General features: G+C 67.5%; 14 protein-coding genes. 7 read left to right on the forward strand and 7 right to left on the reverse strand.

Annotated features, from left to right (window positions below):
• Positions 1-11 precede the first annotated feature (11 nt).
• From ACCQ12_RS19370 to xanC, 3 genes are read right to left on the reverse strand one after another with little or no spacing between them, the layout of a single operon-like run.
• Positions 12-761: a lysophospholipid acyltransferase family protein gene (locus ACCQ12_RS19370; RefSeq protein ID WP_166745362.1), complete on the reverse strand. Its 750-nt coding sequence runs from the start codon at positions 759-761 to the stop codon at positions 12-14.
• Between the two features lie 53 nt (positions 762-814).
• On the reverse strand, positions 815-1498 hold the full coding sequence (locus ACCQ12_RS19375; RefSeq protein ID WP_179456880.1) for a COG4648 family protein: 684 nt from the start codon (positions 1496-1498) through the stop codon (positions 815-817).
• A 28-nt stretch (positions 1499-1526) separates the two neighbouring features.
• Positions 1527-1796, reverse strand: a complete 270-nt coding sequence (gene xanC, locus ACCQ12_RS19380) for a xanthomonadin biosynthesis acyl carrier protein XanC (protein ID WP_011260626.1) — start codon at positions 1794-1796, stop codon at positions 1527-1529.
• A 301-nt stretch (positions 1797-2097) separates the two neighbouring features.
• On the opposite strand from xanC, the gene ACCQ12_RS19385 reads away from it, so the two are divergent.
• Positions 2098-3432: an NAD(P)/FAD-dependent oxidoreductase gene (locus ACCQ12_RS19385; RefSeq protein ID WP_372383666.1), complete on the forward strand. Its 1335-nt coding sequence runs from the start codon at positions 2098-2100 to the stop codon at positions 3430-3432.
• A complete protein-coding gene (locus tag ACCQ12_RS19390) occupies positions 3429-4436 on the forward strand; it encodes a chorismate transformation FkbO/Hyg5 family protein (protein WP_184371918.1) in 1008 nt (335 codons plus the stop codon). Before ACCQ12_RS19385 ends, ACCQ12_RS19390 begins: the two co-directional genes overlap by 4 nt.
• A 97-nt stretch (positions 4437-4533) precedes the next feature.
• Here ACCQ12_RS19390 and ACCQ12_RS19395 read toward each other — a convergent pair whose 3' ends face one another.
• A complete protein-coding gene (locus tag ACCQ12_RS19395) occupies positions 4534-5877 on the reverse strand; it encodes an AMP-binding protein (protein WP_372382491.1) in 1344 nt (447 codons plus the stop codon).
• A gap of 817 nt (positions 5878-6694) precedes the next feature.
• Between ACCQ12_RS19395 and ACCQ12_RS19400 the strand changes: the two genes are divergently transcribed.
• The 4 genes from ACCQ12_RS19400 (at position 6695) to hemF (ending at position 12485) form a co-directional block, all read left to right on the forward strand.
• Complete coding sequence (locus ACCQ12_RS19400; RefSeq protein WP_372383667.1) at positions 6695-9055, forward strand: S9 family peptidase; 2361 nt, start codon at positions 6695-6697, stop codon at positions 9053-9055.
• Positions 9056-9601: 546 nt separating this feature from the next.
• Entirely contained in the window at positions 9602-10318 is a 717-nt protein-coding gene (locus ACCQ12_RS19405) for an SH3 domain-containing protein (protein ID WP_047697917.1), read from the forward strand.
• A complete protein-coding gene (locus ACCQ12_RS19410; RefSeq protein ID WP_372382492.1) occupies positions 10315-10881 on the forward strand; it encodes a hypothetical protein in 567 nt (188 codons plus the stop codon). Before ACCQ12_RS19405 ends, ACCQ12_RS19410 begins: the two co-directional genes overlap by 4 nt.
• A gap of 704 nt (positions 10882-11585) precedes the next feature.
• Positions 11586-12485 (forward strand): oxygen-dependent coproporphyrinogen oxidase, encoded by a 900-nt coding sequence (gene hemF / locus ACCQ12_RS19415; protein WP_039404874.1) that lies wholly within the window; start codon positions 11586-11588, stop codon positions 12483-12485.
• Between the two features lie 573 nt (positions 12486-13058).
• Here hemF and polA read toward each other — a convergent pair.
• Complete coding sequence (gene polA / locus ACCQ12_RS19420; RefSeq protein ID WP_372382493.1) at positions 13059-15839, reverse strand: DNA polymerase I; 2781 nt, start codon at positions 15837-15839, stop codon at positions 13059-13061.
• Positions 15840-15916: 77 nt separating this feature from the next.
• Here polA and ACCQ12_RS19425 point away from each other — a divergent pair, with 77 nt between their 5' ends.
• Entirely contained in the window at positions 15917-16207 is a 291-nt protein-coding gene (locus ACCQ12_RS19425; protein ID WP_104581477.1) for a DUF2782 domain-containing protein, read from the forward strand.
• Positions 16208-16654: 447 nt separating this feature from the next.
• On the opposite strand, the gene ACCQ12_RS19430 is transcribed toward ACCQ12_RS19425, so the two are convergent.
• Both ACCQ12_RS19430 and ecfK read right to left on the reverse strand, forming a co-directional pair.
• Positions 16655-19156: a protein kinase domain-containing protein gene (locus tag ACCQ12_RS19430; RefSeq protein WP_372382494.1), complete on the reverse strand. Its 2502-nt coding sequence runs from the start codon at positions 19154-19156 to the stop codon at positions 16655-16657.
• Positions 19135-19674, reverse strand: a complete 540-nt coding sequence (gene ecfK, locus ACCQ12_RS19435; protein WP_372382495.1) for an ECF-type sigma factor EcfK — start codon at positions 19672-19674, stop codon at positions 19135-19137. The genes ACCQ12_RS19430 and ecfK overlap by 22 nt, the downstream gene beginning before the upstream one ends.
• Between the last annotated feature and the right edge of the window lie 16 nt (positions 19675-19690).

Raw genomic sequence — 19690 nt, forward strand, 5'->3', positions numbered from 1 at the left:
AAGCGCAGAACTCAGATCCTGGGTTGAAGCATTGCAGCCACGGCCTTGTGTGCCTGCTCGGTCAATTGTTGGCGGTCCGGCGCATCCGGCCCGGTCACTGCGATCGGCGCACCGATCCGTACGCGAATGATGCCGGGGCGCACCCTGAACAGACCATCGACCGGCAATACCTTGCCGCAGCCGTCCAGCGCCACCGGAACCACCTGCACGCCAGCATCGATAGCGGCCTGCAGTAGCCCGGCCTTGAATGGCAATAATGCGCCGCTGCGGCTGCGCGTGCCTTCCGGAAACAGACACAACTGTTTGCCCTCGCGCAGCAGCGCGGCGGCCTGACGGCGCACCAGCGCGCCGGCCCGGCGGCTGTCGCGGTCCAGAAACAGCATGCCGGTGGCGCGCGCATACCAGTTCACGAACGGCACCTTGAGCATTTCTTCCTTGAGCAAGAAGCGCAGCGGCACCGGCAGCGCGTAGAACAGCGCGCAAATGTCGATGATCGACTGGTGGTTGCTCACGAACAGATAGTTCTTGGACCAATCGACCTGCTCGCGCCCTTCCACGACGACGGTGGCGCCCGCGCCGCGGAACAGCACCGGCGCCCACATCCAGGCGCCCATGCGCAGCAGGCGGTCGGCGTCGCGCGTGATCGCCAGCAGCACCAGGGCATAGACGATGCCGCCAGCGGTAAACGTCAGCGTAAAGGCCAGTTGCAACAGGTTGAACACGGCCCACGCCAGGCGCGACGGCATCCTTGCCAACGGCATCTTTGTCTTGTCCCCGAAAATATGCACGTACGTCGCTGCCCCTGGCCACGCACTCAGCGCAGCAGATCGCGCCAGAAGTCCGGCCCGAGCCGCGCCATCTGGCGCAAGAAGTCTGGCAGATTACGATAGGGACGCTGTGGAAACCAGCGGCCGCGCAATAGATATTCCCCTACGAAGAACCCGCCAACCACGCCGTAGGCGAGCAGATTGGCGAACAGCGAGGCGCGCGCGTCGCTGATCGGCAGCGGCGAGGCGTAGCCCAGCTGCGCCAGCACGCCGCTGGGCTCGGCGCACAGGCCCAGCACCAGGTTGACCAGGGTCAGCGCGCACAGCAGCAGCGCCCAGGCCAGGGTGAGACGACGCGTGTAGCGGTATTGCTCCGGCGTGATCGGCATGCCGGCCTGGCGATACAGCCCTTCGACAATGCGCGTGATCAAGGGCGTGCGCCCACGGCGCAGGCTGCGGCCGAAGAACCAGGCGATCCAGCCGGTGAACACCACCGGCGGCGCGGCCAGCAGCAACATCGCATACGGGGAGTGCCACAGTGCGCTCAGGGCCAGCAACGTCAGCACCGCCAGCGCCCAGGCCCAGGCCCGGCGCGCCACCATCGGTTCGATCAACACCATCAGCACCAGCAAACCACCGGCGATGACGGCCAGCTCAGGGCGGTGGGTGGCGTTGGCCCAGTGCGCCAGCGGCGAGTACGCCACCGCCAGCAACACGCCCAGCCCGAGCACCCACGGCGGGGCGTCGCCGGGCGCTAGATCAGACGGTCTTGTTGGCTTCGACATGCGCCGACAATGCGCGCAGCGACGCGAAGATGCGACGGTTCTCGTCGTTGTCCGAGCGCAGCTGGAAGCCGTAGCGCTTGCTGATCGCCAGCGCCAGTTCCAGCGCGTCGATCGAATCAAGCCCCAGCCCGGTATTGAACAGCGGCGCCTCCGGATCGATGTCGGCGGGTTGGACGTCTTCCAGGTTCAGGCTTTCGACCAGGAGTTCGGCCAGTTCACGTTCGGCAGCGGTTTGCGAGGACATCCAGAAGTTCCAGGGTGAGGGTCGGGCAAAAGTCGGCGCAGGCAGGCGACGGCGCGCGGCCATCGGCGGGGCGGGCGGCGCATCGCCTCGTCAGTGTACGTGGTCGTACCTGTCGATTCCGAGCGCCCGGCCCGCGTCGCATCCGGCGATCGCGCTGTCCTTGCATGGTCCTGAGTGGGTGCAGCATGGGCCCGCATCAGTGTCCGGGCCGCCGGTCAGGCTATCATGACTGCTTGACGCTCGCCCGCTGCAGGTTCGTTCCAGGATGACTTCCACTGTTGTTCGCCCCACCCCGACCGCCATGCCGGCAGCCGGGCCGGCCCCCGGACCGGAGTGTCCGGATGTCCTGATCGTTGGCGGCGGACCGGCCGGCTGTGCGGCAGCGATCATACTGGCCGAGCTCGGCTGGGCGGTGACCGTGCTCGAAAAAGCGCAGCATCCGCGCTTTCATATCGGCGAATCGCTGCTGCCGATGAACATGCCGATCCTCGAACGGCTGGGCGTGCTGGAACAGGTGCGTCAGATCGGCGTGCTCAAGCGCGGCGCGGATTTCCCCAATGACGCCGGCGGCTACAACACGTTTCGGTTTTCGCACGCGCTCGATGCCAAGGCCGACTTCGCCTTCCAGGTCCCGCGCGCGCAGTTCGACCAGGTCCTGTTCAACCGCGCACGCGCGGTGGGCGTGGATGCGCGTGAGCAGGTCCTCGTCGAACAGGTGAACCTGGACGGCGAACAACCGGCGCTGCAGGCACGCAGCGCCGACGGCCAGCGCCTGCAGTTCCGCCCGCGTTACCTGCTCGATGCCAGCGGCCGCGACACCTTCCTGGGCAACCGGCTCAAGCTCAAGCGCGCCAATGCCAAACATCAATCCGCAGCGCTGTTCAGCCATTTCCGCGGCGTCGCCCGGCGGCCGGGCGAGGATGCCGGCAATATCAGCATCTATCGGCACGCGCATGGCTGGATGTGGCTGATTCCGCTGCCCGACGACATCATGAGCGTGGGCGCGGTCTGCTATCCGGAGTACATGAAGACCCGTCAGGGCGACAGCGAAGGATTTCTGATGCGCACGCTGGCGCTCAACCCCGAAGTTGCCGCGCGCATGGCCGGTGCGCAGCGGGTGGCGCCGGTGCATGCCACCGGCAACTACGCCTACGAATGCACGCGCATGGCCGGGCCGCGCTGGCTGATGCTGGGCGATGCCTATACCTTCGTCGACCCGATGTTTTCCTCCGGCGTCTTCCTGGCCATGCACAGCGCCGAACGCGGCGCGGCGATGGTGGATGCCGCACTGCGCGCGCCGCAGCAGGAGGCCAAGCTGCAGCGCAGGCTGCAGCGTGAACTGGACCGCGGCATCGACGAATTCAAATGGTTCATCTACCGCTTCACCTCGCCGACGATGCGTGCACTGTTCGCGCAGCCGCAGAACACCTGGCAGCTGGAACAGGCGGTGGTGGCGATGCTGGCCGGCGACGTGTTCGACAGCCCCAAGGTCCGCTTGCGCCTGCGTGCGTTCCGCGCCATCTATGCGCTCACCACACTGTCGATGATGCCGCGCGCCTGGCACTCGTGGCGCCTGCGACGGCGCCAGGCCAAGCTCGGTTTCGACGGCGACACCTTGCAACGAGACCCTCAATGACCGCTTCCCCGGCCCAGACCGCGCAGCCGCTGCGCCATCCCCGCCTGCAGGTCGATTATGTCGACCAGACCGACCCGAGTGCGCTGCTGGCCGACCCGCGGGTGCTGGCGGTGTTCGGATTCGGCAACGCGGCGCCTGGCCTGGACGACCCGCGCTATCTGCGCGTGCCGCTGCAGCCGTACCGGGCCGACGTGCTGGAAGTGTGGCGGACCGATGCGCCGGTGCGCAGTGGCCGTAACGGCAACATCGCCTGGTCCAGCGATGGGCATCTGCAGTTCGGCGTAATCGAGATCGACGAGCAGGATGTCGACATCGAAGAGGCCGCCGCCAAGGCATATGCGGAAATGACCGCGTTCGTCAGCGGCAGCGCGACACCGCGCCTGCTGCGCATCTGGAACTACCTGGATGCGATCACGCTTGGCAGTGGCGACCGCGAGCGCTATCGCCAGTTCTGCGTGGGCCGCGCGCGGGGGCTGGGAGCGTTCGACACCGCGCAGTTGCCCGCTGCCACGGCGGTGGGCCGCTGCGATGCCGAGCGCATCATCCAGATCTACTGGCTGGCCGCCGCCGATGCCGGCACCCCGCTGGAAAACCCGCGCCAGGTCAGCGCCTACCACTACCCGCGCCAATACGGCCCGCAGCCACCGAGCTTCGCGCGCGCCATGCTGCCGCCACCCGGCAGCGACATGCCCCTGCTGCTGTCAGGCACGGCCGCGGTGGTCGGCCATGCCTCGATGCATACCGGCCAATTGCTGGCGCAGCTGGAAGAGACCTTTGCCAATTTCGATGCCCTGCTCGGCGCCGCGCGTCAGCACGCGCCCGCGTTGCCCGCGCAGTTCGGCGCCGGCACCCGCCTGAAGGTCTATGTGCGCGAGCAGGACGATCTGCCCAAGGTCGCCCAGGCCCTGGACGCACGCTTCGGCAACGCGGTCCCGCGCCTGCTGCTGCACGCGGTGATCTGCCGCGACGAGCTGGCAGTGGAAATCGATGGGGTGCACGGGTAGGTAAACCACGCCCGCCGCAGATCCCGTCTACGGCGCCCGACTGCCAAGGATGAGCGGCAGGCAGCGTTTGCCGGCTGCACACGCGCGTCTGCAACGCTCAGCCGTTGAGCAAGCCCAGCACGGTATCGCGCGGCAGTTTGCCGGTCTCGTTGCGTGGCAGGACGGCAAGCTTGCGCAGGCGGCGCGGCAGGAACACCGGGTCGACGCTGACGCGCAGTGCGGCCAGCACCTGGGCTTCGTCCAGGGTGGGGGCGACCACCAGCGCGGCGATGCGGCCCACCGCCTGGCCGGCATCCGGGGCCAGTTGCACGATGGTGCCGTCGACCACGCCGGGGATGGCGAGCAGGCGGCGGGTGAGATCGGCCAGCGAGGCGCGTTTGCCGGCAATCTCCAGCAAGTCGGCCTGGCGCCCGCGCACCTGGAAGGTGCCATCACTGGCCACGTCCATCATGTCGGCCAGCATCACCGGGGTGGCCAGATGCGGTGCATGCACCAGGGTGCCCGCGGCCTGGGCCTGAAGACGCACGCCGGGCAGCGGTGTCCATGCCGCTTCCAGTGCGGTGCGGCGCACGGCGAACACGCAGGTTTCGGTGGAGCCGAACATCTCGCGGACTTCTCCGCCAAAGCGCGCCTCGGCGGCGGCGGCAATGTCCTGGGTCAGTGGCGCGGTGGCCGACACGATGCCCGCCAGCGGTGGCAGCGCCACGCCCGATTCCACCAATGCACGCAGGTGCACCGGCGTGGTCACCAGCACGCGCGGCGCGGGAATCTCTGAAAGCGCGCGCGCCACATCGTCGGGGAAGAACGGCCGGCCGGCATGCACCGCCAGCTCGGTCACCATCGGCAGCAGCACCGACAGCTCCATGCCGTACATGTGCTGCGGCGGCACCGTGGCCACCACGTGCGGCACCGCGTCGGTCCCGGCCCACAGGCTTTGCAGAGCAACCAGATCCTGCCGCGTACTGGTCAGGAAGCTGCCCCAGGTCTTGGGATTGGGCTGCGGGCTGCCGGTGCTGCCGGAGGTGAAGCCGATCGCCACCAGGGCGTCGTCGGCCAGCTGCGGTACCGCGCCATCGGCCTGCGGCAGCTCGGCCGGCAGCTGCCAATACCGCGGCGGCGCCAGCTCCAGCGCCAGATCGCCCAGACAGTACGCATCGGCGTGACGGGCCTGCACTTCGCCGACCACGGCCGGCGCGCGCGAGGATGGCAGCAGCGACACCTGCCCACGCAGCGCGCAGGCGTAGAACGCGACCATGAAGCGGTACCGGTCTTCGCACAGGTTTACCGCGTGCTGGCCGTCGGGCAGCTGCTGCGCCAGGCCGTGCACGTGCGCGATGAACGTCGCCAGGTCGACCGACTGCCCCGCGCGCCACGCCAGCGGCCGGTCAGGCGCGCCGACGGCCATCGGGTGGAAAACGGCAGAAGAAGGCAGGCTGGACATGTGCACCGACAATCGCAAAAGCGCGCTAGCTTGGCGGCCACCCGCGCTGCTGGCAAGTCGGGAGGTTTCCGGCAGTGGGACGCGGCCACACCCGGCGGAACAGCTGTCAGATGCGTGCTGCCGGCAAGGCCCAGGACCACAACCGGGGCTGCCGCCGTGATGCGCGCTGGCTGCAACCAGCGACGCCGCACCTCACGCAAGTGCGGTGCCGGTCGGCGCATCCGATGGGGCATCTTTACCGACCACCCGCTCACCTGACGGCTGCCGCCTGAAGCACTGGCCACGCGCATTGACCCGACCGCCAGCGGCCGTTTTGCATCGGTTACCCGTGCACCGCGCCACCGCTGCTGCAACGCGATCGGCGCGAACAGGCATCGCTACGCGACACGCCCACGCCGCTTTCTGCCGCTGGACACCAGCGTCGTGCATGGCCGCGCCGCTTACGCGCAAACGCGCGTGCAGTGTTCGAACGCAACCGCCGCGCCGCGCCAGCCGGCCGCAGCGCCAACGCGACGCCGCATAGCCTCGATCGAGCGTAGTGCCGCACAGGCAAGCACGCGCGCCCGGCAGACTGAAGCGTTTAGCCCGATCCCGGTACCGCAATCGACGGGCACACAGCGACGTCGTGGCATCGCATTGCACTGCCCACGATCGCCGCATCGATCATCGCCGTGTGCCGCCGCGCAACAGTCCCGCTCGTCATCCCAGCCCGAGGCGTGGCACCGCCCACGCATGACCTGTGGCCCAAGCGTGCCGCAGAGGCAAACTGCTAGGCTTGCCCGCTCTTCCGTTGCGCCCGTTGTTATCGATGCCCAGACTGTTGCCGTTGACCCTTCTGCTGCTGGCCGCGACCGCGCATGCGCAGTCCGCCGCACCGCTCACCATCGAACAGGTCATGGCCGACCCGGACTGGATCGGGCCGTCGGTCGATCAGGCCTGGTGGCAATGGGACGGCAAACAGGTGCAATACCTGCTCAAGCGCGACGGCAGCCCGGTACGCGACACCTATCGCCAGAGCATCGGCGGCAGCACTGCCGAACGTGTGGCCGACACCGCCCGCGCCGGCCTGGATGCGGCCAACCCCAGTTACGACGCAACCCGTCAGCGCATGCTGTTCGCACGCAATGGCGACATCTTCTTGCGTGACCTGCGCTCGGGCGCACTGACGCAGCTGACCCGCAGCAACGAGCTCGAATCGCGTCCGCAGTTCGCCAGCGATGGCGGCGCGATCTGGCGCGCGGGCAACAACTGGTACCACTGGCGTGCCGACGGCGGCACTGCACAGGTGGCCGTGGTCAAGGCCGAGCGCGACCCCAACGCCGCACCCAAGGCCGACGTGCTGCGGGAACAGCAACTGGCCACGCTCGCCACGCTGCGTCGTGACCGCGAGCAGCGCGACGCCTTGCGTACCCAGGAAGATGCCTGGCGCCGTGCAGACGCCACCCGTGCGGCAGCGCCGGTGTACCTGGGCGATGAGGTCGAGATCGTGGACAGCGCCCTGTCGCCGGATGGCCGGCACCTGCTGGTGGTGACGCAGGCCAAAAGCGCCGACGAAGGCCAGGCCGGCAAGATGCCCAAGTACGTGACCGAATCCGGTTACGAGGAATTCCAGGAAGCGCGCACCCGGGTGGGCCGCAACGCCCCGGCCGCGCACACGCTGTGGCTGGTCGATGTGGCAGCAGGCAGCGCACGGCAGCTGTCCTTCGATGCATTGCCCGGCATCGCCACCGACCCGCTCGCCGCACTGCGCAAGGCCGCCAAGCGCGATGCGCTCAAGGGCAACCGCGCCGTGCGGGTGGAAAGCGATGGCGACGGTCGCGGCCCTGCCGTGCACTGGAGCGACGACGGCCGCAACGTGGCGGTGGAAATCCGCGCGGTGGACAACAAGGACCGCTGGATCGCCAGTGTGGACCTGGACAACGCCAGGCTGCAGCCGCGTCACCGCCTGAGCGATGGCGCCTGGATCAACTGGGACTTCAACGATTTCGGCTGGCTGCCCGACAACCGCACGCTGTGGCTGCTGTCGGAAGAATCGGGCTATTCGCAGCTGTACACGGTGGAAGGCAATGGCAAACCGCGTCAGCGCACACGCGGCAAATGGGAAGTGTCGATGCCGGTGCCCAGCGCCGACGGCAACGGCATGTACTTTCTGTGCAACCAAAAATGGCCGGGCGACTACGAGGTGTGCAGGCTCGACCTGCGCAGCGACCAGCTGACCGAAGTCACCGCATTGAACGGCGTGGAAGGCTTCAGCCTGTCGCCGGACGGCCAGCAGCTGCTGGTGCGCTACTCCGGCAGTTACCTGCCCACGCAGCTGGCCGTGGTACCGGCCACCGGCGGTCAGGCCACCGTGCTTACCGACACGCGCACGCCCGCATTCAAGGCGCAGCCGTGGATTGCACCGCAGTACGTGCAGGTGCCGTCCAAGCATGGCGCCGGCACGGTTTGGGGCAAATATTACGGGCCGAAAAATCCCAAGCCGGGCAAGCAGTATCCGATCGTGATGTTCGTGCATGGCGCCGGCTATCTGCAGAACGTGTCCGAGCGCTACACGCCGTATTTCCGCGAGCAGATGTTCCACAACCTGCTGGTGCAGCAGGGCTACATCGTGCTGGACCTGGACTACCGCGCCTCCGAAGGCTACGGCCGCGACTGGCGCACCGCGATCTATCGCAACATGGGCCACCCGGAGCTGGAAGACTATCTGGACGGCCTGGACTGGCTGGTCGCCACCAAGCAGGGCGATCGCGCACGCGCCGGCATCTATGGCGGTTCGTACGGCGGCTTCATGACCTATATGGCGTTGTTCCGCAGCCCGGGCACGTTCAAGGCCGGTGCGGCGCTGCGGCCGGTGGGCGACTGGATGCAGTACAACCACGAGTACACCTCCAACATCCTCAACACGCCCGAGCTCGACCCGGAGGCGTACAAGACCTCCTCGCCGATCAACTACGCCGACGGCCTGCGCGACCATCTGCTGATCGCCCACGGCATGATCGACGACAACGTGTTCTTCAAGGACTCGGTGGACATGACGCAAAAGCTGATCGAACTGCACAAGGACAACTGGCAGGTGGCACCGTACCCGCTGGAACGTCACGGCTTCACCCGCGCCGATGCATGGCTGGACGAGTACAAGCGCATCCTCAAGCTGTTCAACGAGCAGGTGAAGCCGTAAACGGCTGACAACTGCGCGTGCTGTCTTGAAATGGATATTGACCGCGCGCGTAGAACCTCGTTTGCGTGTGTTGGGGGCAGAAGGTGACTCCATCTTCTGCCTTGACCGCCAGCGCTTATGCGGCCCCTGACGGCAGCTGGCAGCACCAGCCCCGACGTCGAGACCTGGGTATCGCGGGTTAGCATAAAAGCGGCAGATGCCACGCTGATGCATCTCTACGCACTTAGGCTTGTCGCTCCGAAGCGCTCTCAGTGCTCCGGGCGCGGGGCAGCGACGAACCGCCCTGGCCACGTGTGCAAACTTTTCCCCGTCCCACTATCGGCCGCCGCGGCTGCACACTCCCGGCCGCAATGCGCACGCAACCCCACGTGCGCGGCTCAGTTGCTTCGCACTCACCTGTCGCTACACAAGTGGCTCTAAGCTTGGCGCAGGATAGGTAACGCGCTGGCGCATCGCGTGCGCCGCGTTACTGGTCCGCCGAATGACCGGTGCGCCGCCGGCATGGCGGCGCTTCCACTCACCATTGGCGCAGGGAAGGTAGAAACGATGGGCCTGTGGGACCGTTTGTTTGGACGCAAGACCGCTGCGGCAAAGACGCCGCGCACAGAACCAGCCGCAGTGCCCGTCGCTGCCGAACACGCATCGGAGGCGGCGGCCGAGATCGACCCCGCATTGCAGCCGGCATTGACTGCGTTTCAGCGCGGCGACCACGTCGGCGCCTACAACGCTGCGCAGGCGCAGCTGCAGCTGGGTGCGGACGCGCAGCGCCTGTGCGCCCTGTCGTTGAGCGCGCTGGACCGCTACCGCGAGGCCTACCCGCACTGGCTGGCCCTGTATGAGCTGGAGCCCACCGCACACAACGCGCTGCAGCTGGCGACCACCTCGGTGATGTGCAACGAGATCGAACGCGGCGAACAGTGGCTGCTGACCTTCGACGATCTCAACGCGCAGGAGCGATCGACCTCGCCTGCCACCGCACGCACCAGCTTCCTGACCGCACTGACCCGCGCCGGCCACGGTGCACATGCCTTGCCGCACCTGGAGTGGCTGCGCGAAGCCTATGCCGGCATGTCGATCACCGACAGTCATTTCCTGTATGTGCGTGGCCTGCCGTTCCTGGAGGCCTTTCTCGAGCGCAGCACCCCGCTGCTGCGCCAGTGCCTGCCGGCCGATGCCCTGCCCGGCTGGTACGCACAGCTGCAGCCTGCGCTGGACCCGCCGGGGCAGGCCGCAGTCGCCGCGCATATCGCCTCCCTGCAATGAACGCGACACGGCGCGTAGCACCGCAGCCGCACGGCGGATTCGTCTCGCCGCTGGCATGGGTGTCGTTGTTGCTGGGCGTGGTGAGTGCGCTGGCCAACCTGTTGCAGATCGTGCTGATCGCGCTGACCCCGGATGCAGCATCGTTAGGACTGCCCGAAGGCGTCACGCTGCCGCGCTCCTGGCAATGGCTGATCGACCATGCGCTGTCATTGTCTGTCGCCGGCGTGGTGCTGTCGGCCGCCTTCGCGTGGTTGAGCTGGGCGCTGCTACAGCGGCGCGAATGGGCAAGGGTCGGTTTCGTGGTAGTGCTCGTGGTGACCGGCCTGCTCAATTTCGGCGGGCTGGCGTTGATCGGGCCGTTGTTCGACGGCGTGCAGACGCTACTACCCGCCGATGTACTGCAGAGCCCGGAATGGCCACAGATGCAGGCACGTTTGCAGGCAACCCGGCAGACGGCGTTCATCCTCACCGGCCTGGGCGTCGTGGCGATCGGCTGCGTACACGCGGCATTGGCATGGCGGCTGTGCACGCCAGCCGTCCGCGCGGAGTTCGCCCAGGCGTAGTGGCTGCAGCAGCGCGTCGGTCACCAGCCGCGAATTTCCTGCCGGCCACGGCCAGGGCATGCCGTCTTCGACATCCAGCATCTCGCGCTTGGAGCAGACCGGACCCTGCAGCAAAGGCGCTGATGATCCGCTCTCCGCCTGATCTGCCAGTATTGCGCCATCAGGTAGCGACGCCTGCATCGCGCGTATCGCGAGCGCTTGGCGATCTTCAAGCTTCCAGTCTGGTCGAGGGCGCGGTGTCCTCACCGCTTGCGGGACACGCCGTCAACCCGTCCATGGGGGCTCGGTGGCGGCATCCATGCCGCCAACGGTCCCGCAATCGGCGAGGACACCGCACCAGACAGTTGGCTGGTGGTTTTGTTGAAGAGCAAAGACACCGCGCCGCCAGCTTGCCAGTCGCTGGTTGAGATCCATGCACACCGACCAACTCCAGTGGCCCTGCCCGCCCACCGTCGCGGGACCCTTGGCGGCATGGATGCCGCCAAGGAGCTACATGGACGTACTTGCAGCGTGTCCCGCGATGGTGGGCGGGCAAGGGCCCTGCAGCCAACCTGCAGATCAGTTGCTCTTCCGCTCTTCCCTCTTCCCTCTTCCCTCTTCCCTCTTCCCTCTTCCGCCAGGCATCCACCCTCCACATCGCCCTGCGACAAACTGGCGCGTTCGGGTGGACGCACCGGCCGCGATGCACAGCTTAGAATTGCGCCATGAACGAATTCGACCGTGTACGCGATTATCTGACCGACCTGCAGGACCGTATCTGCGCTGCTGTGGAAGCAGCCGATGGGCGAGCGCGGTTCTCCGAAGATCTCTGGCAACGCGAGGAAGGCGGCGGCGGGCGTACCCGCATCCTGCGCGATGGCGCGGTGTTCGAGCAGGCCGGCATCGGCTTTTCCGACGTTTCGGGCACCCGCCTGCCGCCCTCGGCCAGTGCGCACCGCCCCGAACTGGCCGGCGCCACCTGGCGCGCCTGCGGCGTGTCGCTGGTGTTTCATCCGCACAATCCGCATGTGCCCACCACGCATGCCAACGTCCGCTATTTCCGCGCCGAACGCGATGGTGAGGTGGTTGCCGCCTGGTTTGGCGGCGGCTTCGACCTGACCCCGTTCTACCCGGTGGACGAAGACGTGCAGCACTGGCACCGCGTCGCGCAGGCGCTGTGCGCCCCGTTCGGCGAGGAGCGCTATGCCGCGCACAAGCGCTGGTGCGACGAATACTTCTTCCTGCGCCACCGCAACGAGACGCGCGGCGTCGGCGGGCTGTTCTTCGACGATCTGGGTCAGGACTTCGAGCGCGACTTTGCGTACCAGCAAGCGGTCGGCAACGGCTTCCTGGATGCCTACATGCCGATCGTGCAGCGCCGCAAGGATGAGCCGTTCGGCGAGCGCGAGCGCGAATTCCAGCTGTACCGCCGCGGCCGCTACGTGGAATTCAACCTCGTCTACGATCGCGGCACCCTGTTCGGGCTGCAGAGCGGCGGGCGTGCCGAAAGCATCCTGATGAGCCTGCCGCCCCGGGTGCGCTGGGAGTATGGCTACACCGCAGAGCCCGGCAGCGCCGAGGCACGGCTGCTGGATTATCTGGTCCCGCGCGACTGGCTGGGCTGATGGCGTCAGCGGCCAGCTGATCTGCTTCGGCGTTTAACGGAAGCGCTGACATCCTGATCCACAGAGAGAGACGTCAGCGCCTTATCGCCATCGCCCAATCAAGCGCCACTCAGCGGCGTATTCAGAATACTAATTCATGAAACCTGAATTGGGAAAATGAAACACTGTGTTGATTAATCGAGTTAATCGCGCCTATTTATATTTGTAATTGCTCGTACCTCGACGCCGAAATCCATTTCGTGTGTTGCGATGCGCCATGCGCTAGAGAGCTGTAGCACAGGACATAAAAAAGCCCCGCAGACCAGGGGGAGGTCGGCGGGGCCAGGGAACGGAAACTTGGGGAGGAGTTTCCGCTCCGAGATCTGCTCCAGGGGATGGGAGAGATCTGCCGACAGGCGTTGCGCCCGTCGAGGGATATAACACCATTTTCTACATTGATGGATCGTGAAGATAACTGTTAAAAAAATGTAGAATTTAGCGGTTATTCATTCCCTCAAACTTGCTGAATTCGCATTATGTTTGACCGACTTATGTCTGGTCTGTGCGTTCAGCATATCAGCGTCTTATGGCGCGTCAGTGCGCCTCGTCCCAGTTATCGCCAACACCCGAATCCACCACCAGCGGCACGCGTAGCTCGGCCGCTGCGGCCATGCGCGTGGTGACTTCGCGCAGCAGCGTGTCGACGAAATCGGCATCTGCCTCGAACACCAGTTCGTCGTGCACCTGCAGGATCATCAGCGCGCGCTGCGCGTGGTCGGCGATCCAGCCGTCCACACTGACCATGGCGCGCTTGATGATGTCTGCGGCGGTGCCCTGCATCGGCGCGTTGATGGCGGCGCGCTCGGCGCCGGCGCGCTGGCCCTGGCTGCCGGCGTTGATGAAGTCCAGATACAGCCGGCGGCCGAACACGGTTTCCACGTAGCCCTTGTCGCGCGCCTGCTGGCGGGTGGTTTCCATGAAGTCGCGCACGCCCGGGTAGCGGCTGAAGTACAGCGCGATGTAGTCCTGCGCCTCGCTGCGCCCGATGCCGAGCTGGCGGGCCAGGCCGAACGCGCTCATGCCGTACATCAGGCCGAAGTTGATCGCCTTGGCGGCGCGGCGCTCGTCCCCGCTGACGGTGTCGATGGTGCGGCCGAACACCTCGGCGGCGGTGGCGCGGTGCACGTCGGCACCGGACTCGAACGCGCCCACCAGGCCGGGGTCGCCGGACAGGTGCGCCATGATGCGCAACTCGATCTGCGAGTAGTCGCAGGCGATCAGCTTGCGCCCGGCCGGCGCGACGAAGGCGCGGCGGATGCGGCGGCCGTCCTCGGTGCGGATCGGGATGTTCTGCAGGTTGGGGTCGGACGACGACAGCCGCCCGGTAGCGGCACCGGCCTGGTGGTAGCTGGTGTGCACACGCCCGGACTGCGGGTGGATCATCTCCGGCAGCTTGTCGGTGTAGGTGCTGCGCAGCTTGGTCAGGCCGCGGTATTCCAGGATCACCCGCGGCAGCTCGTGCTGGTCGGCGATGGCTTCCAGCGCTTCTTCATTCGTCGAGGGCTGGCCCTTGGGCGTCTTTACCACCGCGGGAAGCTTGAGCTCGTCGAACAGCAGCGCCTGCAGCTGCTTGGGCGAATCTAGGTTGAAGGTGCGCCCGGCCAGTTCGGTGGCTTTCTGCTGGGCGGCGAGCATGCGCTTGGACAGGTCCGCGCTCTGGCGACGCAGCTCGGCCGCGTCCACGCACACGCCGTTGGCTTCGATGCGTGCCAGCACGCCTACCAGCGGCATCTCGATCTCGCGATAGACGCGCTCGAGGCTGGGCTCGGCGGCCAGGCGCTTGCCCAGCACCTGGTGCAGGCGCAGGGTGATGTCGGCGTCTTCGGCAGCGTAGCGCGTGGCATCTTCCAGGCTGACATGGGCGAAGGGAATCTGCTTGGCGCCCTTGCCGCAGACGTCTTCGTACTTGACGGTGTCGTAGCCCAGGTAGCGCTTGGCCAGGCTGTCCATGTCGTGGCGGGCGCTGCCGGAATTGAGCACGAAGCTTTCCAGCAGCGTGTCGTCGGCATAGCCGGCCAGGTCGACGCCATGGCGGCGCATCACGTGCAGGTCGTACTTGCCGTGCTGGCCGAGCTTGCGCACGGCGGGGTCGGTCAGCAGCGGTGCCAGCTGGGCCAGGGCCTGGGCCCGGTCGAGCTGGGCCGGGGCACCGGGGAAGTTGTGGCGCAACGGCAGATAGGCCGCCTGGCCGGGCTCGGCGGCCACACTCAGCCCGATCAGGTCGGCCTGCAGCGGGTCCAGGCTGTCGGTTTCGGTGTCGAAGGCGAACTGCCCGGCCGTGCGCAGGCGTGCGACCCAGCTGTCGAGCTGTTCCTGGGTGAGGATGGTCTCGTACTGGCCGGGGGCGGACAGCGCCGGGTCCAGGTCCACCGGCGCACTGGCCGGGCCGGACACGAACCCGGTGCCGCGGGCGCGGCCGGGCTCGGTGCGGGCCACCGCCATCGCTTCGGTCTGCGCCCCGGCTGCGGCCGCGCCGCCCAGTTCGCGTAAGGCCTGGCTGAAACCGTAGCGGGCGTACAGCACGGCCAAGGCTTCGGCATTGGGCTCACGCAGGTCCAGCGCACGCGGGCCGCTGGCCAGTACCACATCGGTCTTGATGGTGACCAGCTCACGGTTGAGCGGTAGCCGCGGCAGTGCGGCGCGCAGGTTGTCGCCGATCTTTCCCTTGATCTTGTCGGCGTTGGCGATGACGCCATCGAGCGAGTCGTATTCGGCCAGCCATTTGGCAGCCGTCTTGGGGCCGCACTTGTCCACGCCCGGCACGTTGTCGATGGCATCGCCCATCAGCGCGAGCAGATCGACGATCTGGTCGGGCCGCACGCCGAACTTGGCGATCACCGCCTCGCCCGAATCCATGCGGCTGCCGCTCATGGTGTTGACCAGTTCGATGCCCGGGCGCACCAGCTGGGCAAAGTCCTTGTCGCCGGTGGAGATGGTGACGCTCAAGCCGTCGGCCGCGCCCTGCAGCGCCAGCGTACCGATCACATCGTCCGCTTCCACGCCGTCGATGCGCAGGATGTCGATACCCAGCGCATGCACGATGTCGCACATCGGCTGCACCTGCGCGCGCAGGTCGTCGGGCATCGACGGGCGGTTGGCCTTGTAGTCGGCATACAAGTCATCCCGAAATGTCTTGCCCGGCGCATCCACCACGAACGCGACGTAGGCCGGGCGCTCCTTCAAGGTGGCGCGCAGCATGTTGACCACGCCGAACAAGGCGCCAGTGGGCTCGCCCTGGGCATTGGTCAGCGGCGGAAGCGCGTGGAACGCGCGGTACAGGTAACTGGACCCGTCGATCAGGACTAATCTGCTCATGGCCCAATTCTACGCTGCACGCCCACGCCACACCGTGCCAGCGCATACTGGCCGGCGACCTAGAACGGATGACAACGATGAAGAGAGCACGTCTTTTGCTGCTGCCGTTGCTGCTGCTTGGCGGCTGCGCCACCACCTCCGGCGGCGCTGGCGGTGACAGGATCCCGGCCGGTGCCGATGTCACCAGCAAGACCATGGGCAATGGCGACAAGGTGGACGAATACCGCGTCAACGGCCAGCTGGAAATGGTGCGCGTGACCCCGGCGCGCGGCGCGCCCTACTTCCTGTACGACCGCGACCATGACGGGCATACCGACGCGGAGAAGGACAAGGTCAACAAGGTGTATTGGCAGCTGTATAGCTGGTGATTCCGGAGTCGGGATCGGGATTGATGGAAGCGGGCCGATAGTTGGTGTCGGTGCCGGTTGTCGGTGGGGTGTTGCAGGTCGCTGAGCGCGGCATGCAGACGATGCGCCAAGGTGCGGGCCGTCGCGCAAGCTGGCGGCGTCGACCTTGGACGTGTTGGATGTGGAGCAGTGATGGCCAAGCGGCCGCGCAGCGGTTGGCGGGCAGATTGCAGCTGGATGAAGACCAGCGCCCGCAATGTCCATGCCGATGCCGGTGGGCTGTGACCGGTTGGCAGGCCGGGCCGAGGTGCCACCGGTCGCAGTGAGGTGAGCCGGGAGTCGACAGCCGGACACCCTGCCTTGCAGCAGGGAAGCAGCCGGGTGTTGCACACGGCCGTCGTCTACAGCGTCTTTATCGGCTGTGAGGGCGCACCCATCCTTGGTGGCCCAGCGCTGCACCGTTTGCGTTCAGGGCTGGAGCGGGGGTGGGGGCGATTGCGGTTGAACCGGCGTGGCCGAGGCCACGGCGATGGGCGGGCGTTGCTCGAAGCCCGCACGATCGAGCCCGGTGCTGATCTGCACCGCCTGCTGCGCGTGGTCGCGCGCGGCGGCGGCCTGCCCCAGCGTGCGCTCGGCTTCGGACATGCCGCGCAGAATTTCTGCCGTCTGCGGATGTGCGCGGCCCAGCACCCGCAGCGAAGCCGCCAGCGTGGCGCGCTGTTCGGCCAGCGATTGCGCCGCCTGCCCGGCGTCCAGCAACCAGAACGCATGGTTGCTGCGGAAGGCGATCGTCTCGGGCGCGTCGTCGCCGAGCACCGCGCGCGCGCGGTCCAGCACCGCCCGGTAATGCGGGCCGGCCTCGGCCACCTTGCCCTGCTGCCGCAATGCGCCGGCCAGGTTGCCTTCCACCGTCAGCGTGTCGATGGCGTTGTCGCCATGGAGCTTGCGGCTGACCTGCAGCAGCGGCGCCAGCTCGGCCTCTGCACCGGCGTAGTCGCGCTGCATCAGCAGATACATCGACAGACTGTTGCGCATCGACAGCGTGAACGGATGCTCGGGCCCGTCGAGCGCGATGCGCTCGCGCAGCAGGGCGCGCTGCAGGGTGATCGCCGGCGCCAGTTGCCCGACCTCGGCCAGCATGGCGGCGTAGACATTGCCCGCGTCGATGCGCTGCCCCGGGCGCGTGGCAGGGTTGGCCAGCGCCGCCACGTAGGCATGCCGGCTTTCGGTCATGGCCTCGGCAATGCGGCCCTGGTCGCGTAGCGTCCAGGCCAGCCATCCGCGCATGTCGTTGGCCATGGTCTGCTGCTGCGCGTCGCCACGCTGCGCCTGCGCAATGCCCTGGCGCAGCAGCTGCGCGGCGTCCTCGCGCCGACCGGCACCGCGTAGCGCCTGGCCCAGCATGGAGGCCGCCTGCAATGCCGGCATGCTGCCCTCCCCGGTGCTCTGCTGCGCCAGCGTCTGCGCAGTGCGCAGGTGCTCCACCGCCTGCGGGTACTTGGCCAGTGCAATCAAGGTGCGGCCCAAGGTCAGCTCCACATCGGTGCGCGCATCCGGCTGGCTGGCCAGCTCGCGCGCGGCGCGCTGCGAGGCCTGCTCCAGCACGCGCAGCATCAGCGTCTTGTCCAGATCCTGCGCCACGCCGGGGTCCACGCTGGACAACACCGAACTCATGAAATCGCCGGTGACGCGCGCGCGTTGCGCATCGCGCGCGGCCTGCTGCAACGACCACAGCGTGGCGCCGAGGCCGGCGAGCGAGGCAACCGCCACCAGGCCGCCGGCCAGCACGCCGCTGCGATGGCGCCGAATGAACTTGCGCAGCCGCACCCAGCGGCCGGCCTGCAAGGCGCGCGGTGGGTAGCCGTCGAGCCAGCGGTGCAGATCGTCCAGCAGCGCCGACACCGAGGCATAGCGCGCCACCGGTTGCGGCGCCAGGGCACGCAGCACGATCGCATCCAGACCATCGCGCAGCTGCTGCTGTAGCTGCGTGTGGGTGGTCGCGCGTGCTGCGCAGATGCGTGCACGCGCATCGGCCGGCACGGCCGCCACCCGTTGCGAGGGTGGCTGCGGCACGCCGTCGCTGCCGGCTACCGGCGCCAGCCCGCAGCTCAGCTCGTAGAACATCGCGCCCAGCGCATAGATATCGCTGCGCGCATCCACGTCCTGCACACCACGCGCCTGCTCCGGGCTCATGTAGCCGGGCGTGCCGCGGCCATGCGCGGACGTCATGCCGGGGTTGGTCGCATCGATGGCGATGCCGAAGTCGATCACGCCCGGCATCGGCCGGCCGTCGATCTCGCTCACCAGCACGTTGCCGGGCTTGAGGTCGCGATGGATCACGCCCTTCTGGTGCGCGTGCTGCACCGCCTCGCTCACCCGCAGCATCAGCAGCACGCGTGCATGCAGCGACAACCGATGTTCGTCGCACCACCAGGTGATGGGCTCGCCACGCAGGTACTCCATCACCAGATACGGACGGCCCTGCGCATCGGTACCCACGTCGTGGATCTGCGCGATGGCCGGGTGCACCATCTGCGCCAGCACGCGGCATTCGAACTCGAACAAGGCCCGGCCCTGCGCATCCAGCGCGTCGGCGGCCACCAGCTTGATCGCCACCTCGCGCTCGTAGGTACCGTCGGCGCGGTGGCCCAGGTAGACCTGGCCCATGCCGCCGGCGCCGAGCAGGCGGTCGATCGCCCACGCGCCGAAGCGCGTGCCCGCCGGTAGTTCCGGCAATGGCGCGTGCAAGGCCGCGGCCGCCTGCTTGAGCGGTGCGCGCACGCGCAAGGTGGCCTGCGATTCCGCCGCCAGCATCGCCAGCAACTCGTCGCGCAACACGGGCTCGTCGCCAGCCTGCGCGCGCGCGAAGGCGTCGCGCTCTGCGGCCGGCAACAGGCATGCCTGGTGAAACAAGGCCTCCAGCCGTTGCCAGGTGGTGGCCGCCACGCTCACAGCTGCGCCGCCAGCCACACCCGCGCAAAGCGCAGATCGCGCTCCAGCGTGGGCACCGACACCTCCAGCTGATCGGCTGCTTCGGCCACGCTGAATCCCACCAGCTCGGTCAACGCGAACGCGCGGGCCTTGCGCTCGTCCACCTGCGCCAGCTTGTCGAAGGCATCGGCCACCAGCATCAGCGCCTCCGGCCGCGCCGCGCCATCGGACAGGCTGATGGTCAGCGTCACGGCCTGCCCCAGCCTCTTGGCGCTGGCCTGCTGGCGCGCCAGATCCACCAGCAGGTGCCGCATCTGCAAGGCCGCCACCGCATAGAAATGCGTGCGCGAACGGAACGCCTGCTGGCCTTGTTCCAGCCGCAGCCAGGCTTCATGCACCAGCTCGGTGGCCTGCAAGCCGGCACGCGCATCGCGCCGCAGCTCGCGCAAGGCGGTCGCCCGCAACACCTCATAGACCTGCCGCGCCAAGGCGTCGCCCGCCCCGGGCTCGTCGTGCTGCCAGGCCTGCAACAACTCGGTGATCGGCAGCTCGGGCATCGAAGTCCATCTCACC

This window comes from Xanthomonas sp. NCPPB 1068 (genome assembly GCF_041479385.2).
GTDB lineage: Bacteria > Pseudomonadota > Gammaproteobacteria > Xanthomonadales > Xanthomonadaceae > Xanthomonas > Xanthomonas cannabis.